This is a genomic window from Thiocapsa marina 5811 (assembly GCF_000223985.1).
Lineage (GTDB): Bacteria > Pseudomonadota > Gammaproteobacteria > Chromatiales > Chromatiaceae > Thiocapsa > Thiocapsa marina.
In genome coordinates this window covers 1-11,253 of the sequence record NZ_AFWV01000035.1, presented here as the reverse complement: position 1 = coordinate 11,253, position 11,253 = coordinate 1, and the positions used below count along the sequence as shown (strand labels likewise).

Here is an 11,253-nt window from a genome sequence, read left to right as displayed (position 1 = left end):
ACCGACCCGGTGGCGCTCCAGAAAGTCCGACGATGCCAAAGTATTGCTTATAGCCCTATAGATCGAAGAAAATCACCGTTATGTGTGCGATTTCAGTGGGGGTGAAGTCGGTCGCCTTGGGTTTGAGTACCATTTGGGTGCCCTCGCATCGGGTTGTGAATACAGAACTATTCTAACATTGTCAGATAGTTATGATTCAAAAAATGCTAACTTAACGACATTGGCCCCACCCCGAATCCTCGACATAAAATGAACTACTCGCTGCGCAAACGCATCCTCGTCACCGGCGGCGCCGGCTTCCTCGGCAGTCACCTCTGCGAGCGTCTCCTCGCCGACGGCCACGACGTCATCTGTCTCGACAACTTCTTCACCGGCACCAAAGACAACATCGCCCACCTGCTCGAAAGCCCCTACTTCGAGCTGATGCGCCACGACGTCACCTTCCCGCTCTACGTCGAGGTCGACGAGATCTACAACCTGGCCTGCCCGGCATCGCCCATCCACTACCAATTCGACCCGGTGCAGACCACCAAGACCAGCGTCCACGGCGCCATCAACATGCTCGGCCTGGCCAAGCGGGTCAAAGCCAAGATCTTCCAAGCCTCCACCAGCGAGGTCTACGGCGACCCGGCCATCCACCCCCAGCCCGAGCACTACTGGGGCCACGTCAACCCCATCGGCCCGCGCTCCTGCTACGACGAAGGCAAACGCTGCGCCGAGACCCTCTTCTTCGACTACCGCCGCCAGCACGGCATGCGCATCAAGGTCGCCCGCATCTTCAACACCTACGGCCCGCGCATGCACCCCAACGACGGCCGCGTGGTCTCCAACTTCATCGTCCAGGCGCTGCGGAACAAGCCGATCACCATCTACGGCGAAGGCACCCAGACCCGCTCCTTCTGCTACGTCGACGACCTCATCGAAGGCTTCATCCGTCTGATGAACAGCCCCGACGACCTGACCGGCCCGGTCAACCTCGGCAACCCCGGCGAGTTCACCATGATCGAGTTGGCCCAGACCATCCTCGAGCTGACCGGATCCCGCTCGCAGCTGGTCCACGAAGCGCTGCCGCAAGACGACCCCAAACAACGCAAGCCCGACATCGGTCTGGCCCATCAACACCTCGGCTGGGAACCCAAGATCCCACTGCGCGAGGGATTGGAGCCGACCATCGCCTACTTCGCCGACCTGCTCAAACGCGAACCGAATTAAACTGCGCCCGGTCCGGTATGGGATGTTTTTGGATGGGATCGGCCCGGCCGGATTTGACGAACGCTGGAGACGGCGCGGTTTAAGAGATTAAAAAGGCTCATGACCAGGCTCGGGAGAGCTGAGACAGTGTCCCTCGTCATGCGACGGGAGTGGATATCACCGACCGACCGTATGAAGACACCCAAGACCTCAAGATCACGGCGGCGCGACCCCACCCACGACAGCGGTTACAAGCTGCTCTACAGCCACGCCGCCATGGTGCGCGACTTGCTGCGCGGCTTCGTGCCCGGCGCTTGGGTCCAAGCGCTCGACCTCGGGACCCTCGAGCGCTGCAGCGGAAGCTATGTGACCGACGACCTGCGCGACCGCGCCGACGATCGCGTCTGGCGCCTGCGTTGGGGCTCCGACTGGCTCTACGTCTACCTGCTGTTGGAATTCCAGTCCACCGTCGATCCCTGGATGGCCGTGCGCATCCAGACCTACCTTGGGCTCCTCTACCAGGATCTCATTCGCGCCGAGACCCTGAGTGCGGCGGGGCGTCTGCCGCCCGTTCTGCCCGTCGTGCTCTACAATGGTGTCACGCCTTGGCATGCTGCCGACACGCTGGAGCCGCTCATCGAGCCGGCGCCGCCAATGCTCGACAGCTATCGCCCACGGCAGGCTTACCTGCTGCTCGACGAGCAGCGACTCGCAAACGCCGGACCCCTGCCCGAGCGCAATCTCTGTTCCGCACTGTTTCGGCTCGAGGCCAGTCGCGGCGCGGTCGAGGCGATGGGCATCGTGCAAGCCTTGCTCTACTGGCTCAAGGCACCGGAACAGACCGGCCTGCGCCGAGACTTCGCGGTTTGGTTCGGTCGCGTCTTCCTGCCCAAGCGACTGCCCGGCGTGCAACTGCCACCCCTTGGTGATCTCAGCGAGGTGTATCACATGCTGGCGGAGAATTTGGAAACCTGGACCGATCAGTGGAAACGAGAAGGCTTGGAACAAGGCTTGGAGCAAGGCTTGGAACAAGGCTTGGAGCAAGGCCTGGAGCAAGGCCTGGCGCAAGGCTTGGAGCAAGGTCGCGAGGCAACCCGCCACATCTTGGTCCGTCAGGTGCGACGCCGATTCGGTCCAGCGATCGCCGAGCAGACACAACTGCTGCTTGCGGGCATCGCCGACCTCCAAACGTTCGAGGACCTCGGCGAGCAACTGCTCATCAGTCCCGACGGGGACGATTGGTTGAAGGCAGTGCGGGACAAGATCATCGGCGACGAAGACTAGGCCGAGCCCGGTCGTGAGTATCGCCGAGAATCAGCGCCCGGCCTGCGCGGCCCCGGCTGCGGATACCCTGATCCGTTATCTTGGTCATCGTGATGCCGTCAGCATCGAGGCATTGGGCCAAGCTCTAAGGCAGCTGATTCAAGATCCAGCGCAACGACAGCACCTGGCAGACGTCGGCGTGGAACTGGTGGACGGTCAGGGCGCTTTGCGGGTCGTTCGGACCATGCAAACGATAACGGGAGGCGACACATGACGGCGCAGACCTACGAAACCGATTTTCTCAATTGGACGCAAGAGCAATCCGCCTTGCTGCGTGCGCGCCACTGGGACGCTTTGGATCTCGAGCACATTGCCGAGGAAATCGAAGACATGGGAAGAGAGCAGAAACTCGCCTTACAGTCGTTGCTTCGGCAGATCCTGCTTCATCTCCTGAAGTTGGCGCTCTCTCCGGCCTGCGCTCCAAGAGCAAAATGGACCGAGGAAATCATCGAGTTTCGCGACCAGGCCCAAACGCGGATCGACGCGACTCCGAGCCTGAAACACCACGCACCAGAGCTGTTTGCCAAGGCATGGCCGCAAGCCCGCAGAGCCGCCCAGAAGTCATTCGAGCTCTACCATGAGCAGGTTCAAGTCCCTGCCGTGTGTCCCTATTCCATCGACCAGGTGCTTGATCCGGATTACTTTCCGGAGTCAAGTCCCGCATCGGACCAGTAAGGCGCCGTTTCTGCTGCCATGCCTCTGCATACAATCGCCGAAACCGACCTCGGCCTCATCCTGCCCTGGCGCAACGCACCCGCTGTGTGCCGGAACTGTTCAGCCACCACGAGATCGCGCCAGCCGATCACTGTGCTTGGTTTCAACGCATACGCCATACAACAGGATCCCGGCACGAGGTGGTATCTCTATCGCTAAGCCGCGGACAACCAGCAGGGCGTGGTCAACTTCACTGCGCTGAACCCCGAACAAGGCACCGCTTCTATGCGCGGCCCGGCGCCCCGCCCAAAGCCTGGAAGATGCGCCTGGTGCGCCTGCTCCAACAACGCAGCTACAGCCGCGAGCGCATCCTTGAGCTGTTTCGCCTCCTGGATTGGCTGTTGCAGCTGCCGGAGGGCCTGGAGCAGGATTTCAAGCGCGAGCTGATCGCTTTCGAGGAGCAAGCCAACATGCCTTACATCACCAGTATCGAACGACTCGGCCGTCAGGTAGGCCGTCAGGAAGGCCAATCCACCATGCTCTTGAGTCTGCTCGCCGTCAAATTCGGTCCCCTCGGCGAAGCGGATCGCCGGCGCGTTCTCGATGCCGATGCCGAGACCCTCGTGCAATGGTCCACGCGCCTTCTGAACGCATCCACCCTCGAGGAGGTGTTCGGTACCGGCCCTCGGACCGACTCCGAACACTGAGCCCGTATGTCGAAGCGCCTCGTCGCATCGCCGAGGCGTTCGAGCGTCTGGGCAAAACGCACCGTCGGACTCAAGTCCGACCCACACGGGTCGGCATCGAAGGTGGGTCGGGCTTCAGCCCGACAAGCCCTTGCCCGATCGCCCCCAACCGGCTAACCTACTTGCGCCGTACAACGCCTGAACAAATTACCCCGCGCCCATACCCCAAGAACGACAGGGTAGGGCGGTAGCGTTCCCGAAGCGCCGCCCTAGGCCCTTCCCGGACCACCGAACGAGGTCCCCGCGGGTGGCGCTTGCACTCCCACGCTCCGCACCCCGGCACTCGCGCCCACGCTCCTCGTGGGAGTGTAGCCCCGACGCTCCGCGTCCCGAGCCCGACGCCAACGGTCGCACCCGGCAGCATCGACCCACACCGCCATGACCGACGACCTCCACTACCGCGTCCTCAAGCACCTCGAGGCGCACCCCGACGGCACCCAACGCGATCTCGCCAAGGCGCTCGGCATCAGCCTGGGCAGCACCAACTTCTGCGTGCGCGCCCTCATCGACCACGGCTGGGTGAAGGTCCAGAACTTCCGCAGAAGCGACAACAAGCTCGCCTACGCCTACCTGCTCACCCCGCAGGGCATCGAGGCCAAGGCCCGCATCACCGCCCGCTTCCTGCAGCGCAAATGCGCCGAATACGAAGCCCTCAAGGCCGAAATCGCCCAGCTCGACGCCGAGGTCCGATCTCAATCCAAACCGTAGCGACCGATGAGCTGACTGAGCTGGTTCCCAAGCTCCGCTTGGGAACCCGGTCCGAGAAGCTCAGCTTCTCGTCGCCGTCGGAGACCCGCAAAGCAGAGCTTTGCCGGCCGCATTCCCAAGCAGAGCTTGGGAACGAGGTAAAAGCTCCGCTTGAGCTGGTTCCCAAGCTCCGCCTGGGAACCCGGTCCTCGACTGCGCTGGTTCCCAAGCTCCGCCTGGGAACCCGGTCCTCGACTGCGCTGGTTCCCAAGCTCCGCTTGGGAACCCGGTCCGAGAAGCTCAGCTTCTCGTCGCCGTCGGAGACCCGCAAAGCAGAGCTTTGCCGGCCGCATTCCCAAGCAGAGCTTGGGAACGAGGTAAGATCAGCGTCGCAGTGAAAACAACCGCAGCCCTGTAGGTCGGGCTCGCTCCCACGCGGCCCTCCCGGTACTCGCTCCCACGCGGCCCTCCCGGTACTCGCTCCCACGCGGCCCTCCCGGTACTCGCTCCCACGCTCCGCGTGGGAGTGTAGCCCCGACGCTCCGCGTCACGAGCCCGAAAGCCCAGCGGCCCGAGAATCGGTCTCTCAACCCGCCCCCCCGCCAAGCACACCGTGCTCGCGCCCTGGGTGCACCTGCCGTGCCTGACCACCGAGACATCCCCGGCGCAGCCCATCGCTCCGGCGGCCGGGACGCAGAGCGTCCCGACGACACGCCCACGCAGAGCGTGGGAGCGAGTCAGCCCGACAACCCACCGAGCCGCAAGTGATCCAGTTTAGCCCCTCTCCCCTCGCGGGAGAGGGGTTGGGGAGAGGGGGAGAATGAAGCGGAATGGCTAAGTTGTTTCTGCACCGCGACTGAGCCCCCTGTCGGTCGGGCTTCAGCCCGACAAACCCCCGAGCCGCAGCCCCCTGTGGTTTTCGGGCTTCAGCCCGACCTGTAGGGCGACTGAACCCGCCCCACCCAAAATCCTCGACATAAAATGAACTACTCACTCCGCAAACGCATCCTCGTCACCGGCGGCGCCGGCTTCCTCGGAAGCCACCTCTGCGAGCGTCTCCTCGCCGACGGCCACGACGTCATCTGTCTGGACAACTTCTTCACCGGCACCAAAGACAACATCGCCCACCTGCTCGAAAGCCCCTACTTCGAGCTGATGCGCCACGACGTCACCTTCCCGCTCTACGTGGAGGTCGACGAGATCTACAACCTGGCCTGCCCGGCATCGCCCATCCACTACCAATTCGACCCGGTCCAGACCACCAAGACCAGCGTCCACGGTGCCATCAACATGCTCGGCCTGGCCAAGCGGGTGAAAGCCAAGATCTTCCAAGCCTCCACCAGCGAGGTCTACGGTGACCCGGCTATCCATCCCCAGCCCGAGCACTACTGGGGCCACGTCAACCCCATCGGCCCGCGCTCCTGCTACGACGAAGGCAAACGCTGCGCCGAGACCCTCTTCTTCGACTACCGCCGCCAGCACGGCATGCGCATCAAGGTCGCCCGCATCTTCAACACCTACGGCCCGCGCATGCACCCCAACGACGGCCGTGTGGTCTCCAACTTCATCGTCCAGGCGCTGCGGAACCAGCCCATCACCATCTACGGCGAAGGCACCCAGACCCGCTCCTTCTGCTACGTCGACGACCTCATCGAAGGCTTCATCCGTCTGATGAACAGCCCCGACGACCTCACCGGCCCGGTCAACCTCGGCAACCCCGGCGAGTTCACCATGATCGAGTTGGCCGAGACCATCCTCGAACTGACCGGATCCCGCTCGCAGCTGGTCCACGAGGCGCTGCCGCAAGACGACCCCAAACAACGCAAGCCCGATATCGGTTTCGCCAATCAACACCTCGGCTGGGAACCCAAGATCCCGCTGCGCGAGGGATTGGAGCCGACCATCGCCTACTTTGCAGCCCTGCTCGAACGCGAACGACTCCAACCTTAAAACCGGCATCGACGACCCCGAAACGACGACAACACCATCGACGGTCACGACACCCGAAGCCCCGTAGGTCGGGCTTCGGCCAGACACCACCCGCAAATGCAAGCACCGGCGAACCACGCCACCGAACGAGCGCAACCGATGAGCACGTCCCCATCCGTCCACACCCTCGTCATCGCCCCCGGCCTCGCCGAGCGCCACTATTGGCGTGACCTCTGGCGCTACCGCGAGCTCTTCTTTGTGCTGGCCTGGCGCGACGTCTCGGTCCGCTACAAGCAGACTATCATCGGCTTCGCCTGGGCCCTGTTGCAGCCCTTTCTGACGATGGTCGTCTTCACCATCGTCTTCGGCAAGCTCGCCAAGATGCCCACCGAGGGCAACGCGCCCTACGCTCTGATGGTCTTTGCCGGTCTGCTGCCATGGCAGTTCTTCTCGAGCTCGCTGTCATCCTCCTCCGGCAGTCTCATCGGCAATGCCGGCTTAATCAGCAAGGTCTACTTTCCGCGCCTCATTGTCCCGACAGCGGCCGTCGTCGTCTCCTTCGTGGACTTTCTCGTCAGCTTCATGATCCTGGTCCTCGTGATGGTCTGGTACCAGTTCGTCCCCGGTTGGCAGATCCTGACCTTGCCGTTTTTCGTGCTGATGGCCTTTCTCGCCGCGCTGGGTCCCGGGCTTTGGATCACCTCGCTCAACGTCAAATACCGTGATTTCCGCTATGTGATCCCCTTCATCGTCTCCATGGGCCTCTACGTCTCCCCGGTCGGCTTCAGCTCATCGGTGATCCCGGAGCAATGGCGCCTACTGTATTCACTCAACCCCGTGGTCGGCGTGATCGACGGATTTCGCTGGGCGATCCTCGGCGGTGAGTCAAACCTCTACTGGCCCGGCTTCATCCTGAGCTGGGTCCTCATCGCATTCTTCCTGTGGCACGGTATTCGCCAGTTCCGAAAAATGGAAAAGGGGTTTGCGGACTATATTTGAGGAGTGAGGGAGAGGAGCGAAGCTTGAGGGAAGATGCCATCACCCCTCACCTTTCCCGGACATCCCGAAGCTAAAGGCAGAAAAAGGGGGTGAAGTGCTGGTTTGTTCAACCCTCCTATCAAAAGCAAAAGTAGAAATCAGCATGCCCGAAATTAGTCGATTCTTTGGAATCATCATCGCGATGTATTACAACGAACACAACCCGCCACATTTCCACGTTCGCTATGGCGACTACAAGGCGGAAATCGAAATTCGAACTCTATCCGTATTGGCCGGAAAATTGCCGCCTCGGGCCTCGGGCCTCGGGCCTTGGGGCTTGTGATAGAGTGGGCCGCTCAGCATCAACGCGAACTACTCGATGACTGGGAACTGGCCCGGCAGGATGCTGAATTGAACCGCATTGCCCCGCTGGAGTAGGCGCTATGTTTCTGATTGATGTCACACAAGTGCATGCTTTGCCTGATCGTCGCCTCAACCTGACGTTCGAGGATGGACTTTGTGCGGTTGTTGACATGGATGCCATCGTCAAGACCTATCGCGGTGTGTTTTTACCCTTACTGGACGACCGCTTTTTTCGACAAGTCAGGGTGGACCCGGAGTTAGGCACCATCGTCTGGCCCAACGGTGCTGATGTGTGCCCGGATGTCTTGTACAGCGCAGCAACGGGTGGGGGGGAAGGGGGAGGCGGGAAAGGGTGAAGGGTGAAGGGTGAAGGGTGACGGGTGAAGGGTGACGGGTGACGGGTGAAGGGGAAAGGGGAAAGGGGAAAGGGGAAAGGGGAAAGGGGAAAGGGGAAAGGATCTGGGGCGGATGTGTAGCGACTGGTTTCTCGATGAACAACGACTCGTCGATGGCGTTGCTGAGGAAGATGCCGCGCAGCCGTTCGAGCAACTCGCCGTGTGGAGACGCGCCGCGCGGCTCTCAAGTGACATCTACCGGGGCCTAAAAGACCTCCGCGACTGGGGCTTCCGCGACCAAATCACCCGCGCAGGTCTTTCCATACCATCCAACATCGCAGAAGGCTACGAACGCGATACCAACAAAGACTTCATTAAATTCCTACACTACGCCAAAGGCAGCGCCGGCGAGCTCCGAACCCAAATCTACATCGGCATCGAGATCGGCTACATCGACAAACCCACCGGCCACCAATGGCTCAGCGAAGCCAAACAAATCAGCAAGATGCTAGCCGCACTAATCAAAGCCAGAAAATCCTTCGCCCCTAACCCCCCATGATTCACCTTTGACCCTTGACCCTTGACCCTTGCCCTTTGCCCTTTGCCCTTTGCCCTTTGCCCTTTGACCTTTGCCGTTTGCCCTTTGACCTTTTCCCTTTGCCCTTTGCCCTTTGCCCTTTATGCCCTTTGCCCTCAAACCGCTGGTGGCCCAAGGCGCGCAGCCCGCCCGACCCCATCAGTCGCCCACCACAGCACCCCCATGACCAGGCGAAAACCACACCCGCGCACGGCGCACGGCCCCGGACACGACGGCGGCTACAAGTTACTTTTCTCCCACGTCGCCAATCCGCGACTTGTTGAATGGCTGTGTGCCCGGCGACTGGATCGACCAGCTGGACCTGACGAGCCTGGAGAAATGCAGCGGCAGTTATGTCAGCGACGATCTGCGCGACCGCGCCGACGACCTCATCTGGCGGGTGCGCTGGGGTCGTGACTGGCTCTACATCTATCTGCTGCTCGAATTTCAATCCAGCGTCGACGCCTGGATGGCAGTTCGCATCCAGGCCTATGTCGGACTCCTTTACCAGGATCTCATCCGTGCCGAGCAGCTCGGGGCAACGGGTCAATTGCCCCCTGTCCTGCCGATCGTCCTCTACAATGGTCTTAAACCCTGGGACGCGGCCCGCGAGGTCGGCGAGCTGATCGCCCCGGCGCCGCCCTTCGTCCGGGAGTATCGCCCCCGTCAGGGCTACTATCTGATCGATGAGATCCGCCTCGCCGAGCAAGGCGCATTGCCGGAGCGCAATCTCAGTGCCGCGCTGTTTCGGCTTGAAGCCAGCCGCTCGCCGGCGGACGTGTTGGGTATCCTGCAGGCCCTGGTCGACTGGTTGCAGGCCCCGGAGCAGACCAGCCTACGCCGCGCCTTCACGGTCTGGTTCAGGCGCGTATTCCTGCCGCGGCGACTCCCGGGGGTGCCGATGGTTTCCATGAACGACTTACACGAGGTACGCAGCATGTTGGCTGAGCGCATCGAGAGTTGGACCGAGCAATGGATGCGTGAAGGATTGGAGAAGGGCCTTGAGAAGGGCCTTGAGAAGGGCCTTGAGAAGGGTCGCGAGGAAGGCCGCGAGGAAGGCCGCGAGGAAGGCCGCGAGGAAGGCCGACGCCTCGAGGCCCAACACTTGGTGTTGCGCCTCCTGCAACGGCGGATTGGTCCGCTGACGCCGTCCCAGCAAACGCGCATCGCGGCCCTCCCCTTGGAGACCCTCGAAACCCTCGGCGAGGATCTTCTCGACCTCACCACCGCATCGCAACTCGATGCGTGGCTGGCACGCCGATGACCGCCACATGCGGCAGCCGATCACCTTTCGGCCACCTGACCTTGAACCCGCGATGGTGAGTCTGTAACCGCACTCCCCCCAAAGTCGACACCCAACCGCATTCCGCCCTTAACCCTTAACCCTTAACCCTTAACCCTTAACCCTTAACCCTTAACCCTTAACCCTTAACCTTCTTTCCCCCCATCAAAGTCGAAAACCTCCTCCGTCCGACCCAGGTCCGACCCACATCGGTCGGGCTTCAGCCCGACAAGCCCTTGCCCCATCGCCCCCGACCGGCTAACCTACTGCCGCTGTACAACGTCTGAACAAATTGCCCCACGCCCATACCCCGAAAACGACAGGGTAGGGCGGTAGCGTTCCCGAAGTGCCCACCCAAGCCCGCCCCGGACCACCGAACGAGGCCCCCGCGGGTGGCGCGTTCGCTCCCGCGCTGCGCGTCGCGGCACTCGCTCCCACGCTCCGCCCCGCGGCACTCGCTCCCACGCGGAGGGCACTCGCTCCCACGCGGAGAGCACTCGCTCCCACGCGGAGAGCACTCGCTCCCACGCGGAGAGCACTCGCTCCCACGCGGAGAGCACTCGCTCCCACGCTCCGCGTGGGAGTGTAGCCCCGACGCTCCGCGTCCCGAACCCGAAGCCAACGGTCGCACCCGGCAGCATCGACCCACACCGCCATGACCGACGACCTCCACTACCGCGTCCTCAAACACCTCGAGACGCACCCCGACGGCACCCAACGCGATCTCGCCAAGGCGCTCGGCATCAGCCTGGGCAGCACAAACTTCTGCGTGCGCGCCCTCATCGACCACGGCTGGGTGAAGGTCCAGAACTTCCGCAGAAGCGACAACAAGCTCGCCTACGCCTACCTGCTCACCCCGCAGGGCATCGAGGCCAAGGCCCGCATCACCGCCCGCTTCCTGCAGCGCAAACGCGCCGAATACGAAGCCCTCAAGGCCGAAATCGCCCAGCTCGACGCCGAGGTCCGATCTCAATCCAAACCATAGCGACCGATGAGCTGGTTCCCACGCTCCGAGACTGTGAAAGTACGGTACTCGCTCCAACGCTCCGCGTGGGAGTGTAGCCCCGACGCTCCGCGTCACGCGCCCGAAAGCCCAGCGGCCCGAGCGTCGGTCTCTCAACCCGCCCCCCGCCAAGCACACCGTGCTCGCGCCCTGGGTGCACCTGCCGTGCCTGACCACCGAGACAT

Annotated in this window: 14 protein-coding genes; all 14 read left to right on the top strand. The window is 62.4% G+C overall.

What is annotated here, in order from left to right; genetic code table 11:
- Positions 1–249: 249 nt before the first annotated feature.
- Positions 250–1,212 carry a UDP-glucuronic acid decarboxylase family protein gene (locus THIMADRAFT_RS23960; RefSeq protein ID WP_007195727.1) on the top strand — a complete coding sequence of 321 codons (963 nt, stop codon included), beginning with the start codon at positions 250–252 and terminating at the stop codon, positions 1,210–1,212.
- Between the two features lie 171 nt (positions 1,213–1,383).
- A complete protein-coding gene (locus tag THIMADRAFT_RS23955) occupies positions 1,384–2,475 on the top strand; it encodes an Rpn family recombination-promoting nuclease/putative transposase (protein WP_050799684.1) in 1,092 nt (363 codons plus the stop codon).
- Positions 2,476–2,488: 13 nt separating this feature from the next.
- Positions 2,489–2,728, top strand: a complete 240-nt coding sequence (locus THIMADRAFT_RS23950; protein ID WP_040734114.1) for a hypothetical protein — start codon at positions 2,489–2,491, stop codon at positions 2,726–2,728.
- Positions 2,725–3,189 (top strand): DUF29 domain-containing protein, encoded by a 465-nt coding sequence (locus THIMADRAFT_RS23945; RefSeq protein WP_007195725.1) that lies wholly within the window; start codon positions 2,725–2,727, stop codon positions 3,187–3,189. The genes THIMADRAFT_RS23950 and THIMADRAFT_RS23945 overlap by 4 nt, the downstream gene beginning before the upstream one ends.
- 299 nt (positions 3,190–3,488) lie before the next feature.
- Positions 3,489–3,875, top strand: a complete 387-nt coding sequence (locus THIMADRAFT_RS23940; protein ID WP_007195724.1) for an RpnC/YadD family protein — start codon at positions 3,489–3,491, stop codon at positions 3,873–3,875.
- A gap of 417 nt (positions 3,876–4,292) precedes the next feature.
- The gene (locus tag THIMADRAFT_RS23935; RefSeq protein ID WP_007195723.1) at positions 4,293–4,622 is read left to right on the top strand and encodes a MarR family EPS-associated transcriptional regulator; all 330 of its coding nucleotides are present in this window, start codon (positions 4,293–4,295) and stop codon (positions 4,620–4,622) included.
- Positions 4,623–5,582: 960 nt separating this feature from the next.
- On the top strand, positions 5,583–6,551 hold the full coding sequence (locus THIMADRAFT_RS23930; RefSeq protein WP_007195722.1) for a UDP-glucuronic acid decarboxylase family protein: 969 nt from the start codon (positions 5,583–5,585) through the stop codon (positions 6,549–6,551).
- Positions 6,552–6,689: 138 nt separating this feature from the next.
- The gene (locus tag THIMADRAFT_RS23925) at positions 6,690–7,529 is read left to right on the top strand and encodes an ABC transporter permease (protein ID WP_007195721.1); all 840 of its coding nucleotides are present in this window, start codon (positions 6,690–6,692) and stop codon (positions 7,527–7,529) included.
- Between the two features lie 142 nt (positions 7,530–7,671).
- A complete protein-coding gene (locus tag THIMADRAFT_RS26205; RefSeq protein WP_324603165.1) occupies positions 7,672–7,851 on the top strand; it encodes a DUF4160 domain-containing protein in 180 nt (59 codons plus the stop codon).
- A complete protein-coding gene (locus tag THIMADRAFT_RS28710; protein WP_407635160.1) occupies positions 7,848–7,946 on the top strand; it encodes a hypothetical protein in 99 nt (32 codons plus the stop codon). Before THIMADRAFT_RS26205 ends, THIMADRAFT_RS28710 begins: the two co-directional genes overlap by 4 nt.
- Before the next feature lie 5 nt (positions 7,947–7,951).
- Positions 7,952–8,227 carry a DUF2442 domain-containing protein gene (locus THIMADRAFT_RS23920; protein ID WP_007195720.1) on the top strand — a complete coding sequence of 92 codons (276 nt, stop codon included), beginning with the start codon at positions 7,952–7,954 and terminating at the stop codon, positions 8,225–8,227.
- Between the two features lie 112 nt (positions 8,228–8,339).
- Positions 8,340–8,765 (top strand): four helix bundle protein, encoded by a 426-nt coding sequence (locus THIMADRAFT_RS23915; protein ID WP_007195719.1) that lies wholly within the window; start codon positions 8,340–8,342, stop codon positions 8,763–8,765.
- Positions 8,766–9,060: 295 nt separating this feature from the next.
- On the top strand, positions 9,061–10,047 hold the full coding sequence (locus tag THIMADRAFT_RS23910) for an Rpn family recombination-promoting nuclease/putative transposase (RefSeq protein ID WP_233490340.1): 987 nt from the start codon (positions 9,061–9,063) through the stop codon (positions 10,045–10,047).
- 673 nt (positions 10,048–10,720) lie between these two features.
- On the top strand, positions 10,721–11,050 hold the full coding sequence (locus THIMADRAFT_RS23905) for a MarR family EPS-associated transcriptional regulator (protein ID WP_007195165.1): 330 nt from the start codon (positions 10,721–10,723) through the stop codon (positions 11,048–11,050).
- The last annotated feature ends 203 nt before the right edge of the window (positions 11,051–11,253 follow it).

Excerpts from the sequence above, each read along its gene's own strand:
- THIMADRAFT_RS23960 (WP_007195727.1), top strand. The coding sequence starts at position 250 with ATGAACTACTCGCTGCGCAAACGCATCCTCGTCACCGGCGGCGCCGGC.
- THIMADRAFT_RS23955 (WP_050799684.1), top strand. The coding sequence starts at position 1,384 with ATGAAGACACCCAAGACCTCAAGATCACGGCGGCGCGACCCCACCCAC.
- THIMADRAFT_RS23945 (WP_007195725.1), top strand. The coding sequence starts at position 2,725 with ATGACGGCGCAGACCTACGAAACCGATTTTCTCAATTGGACGCAAGAG.
- THIMADRAFT_RS23940 (WP_007195724.1), top strand. The coding sequence starts at position 3,489 with ATGCGCCTGGTGCGCCTGCTCCAACAACGCAGCTACAGCCGCGAGCGC.
- THIMADRAFT_RS23935 (WP_007195723.1), top strand. The coding sequence starts at position 4,293 with ATGACCGACGACCTCCACTACCGCGTCCTCAAGCACCTCGAGGCGCAC.
- THIMADRAFT_RS23930 (WP_007195722.1), top strand. The coding sequence starts at position 5,583 with ATGAACTACTCACTCCGCAAACGCATCCTCGTCACCGGCGGCGCCGGC.
- THIMADRAFT_RS23925 (WP_007195721.1), top strand. The coding sequence starts at position 6,690 with ATGAGCACGTCCCCATCCGTCCACACCCTCGTCATCGCCCCCGGCCTC.
- THIMADRAFT_RS26205 (WP_324603165.1), top strand. The coding sequence starts at position 7,672 with ATGCCCGAAATTAGTCGATTCTTTGGAATCATCATCGCGATGTATTAC.
- THIMADRAFT_RS23920 (WP_007195720.1), top strand. The coding sequence starts at position 7,952 with ATGTTTCTGATTGATGTCACACAAGTGCATGCTTTGCCTGATCGTCGC.
- THIMADRAFT_RS23915 (WP_007195719.1), top strand. The coding sequence starts at position 8,340 with ATGTGTAGCGACTGGTTTCTCGATGAACAACGACTCGTCGATGGCGTT.
- THIMADRAFT_RS23905 (WP_007195165.1), top strand. The coding sequence starts at position 10,721 with ATGACCGACGACCTCCACTACCGCGTCCTCAAACACCTCGAGACGCAC.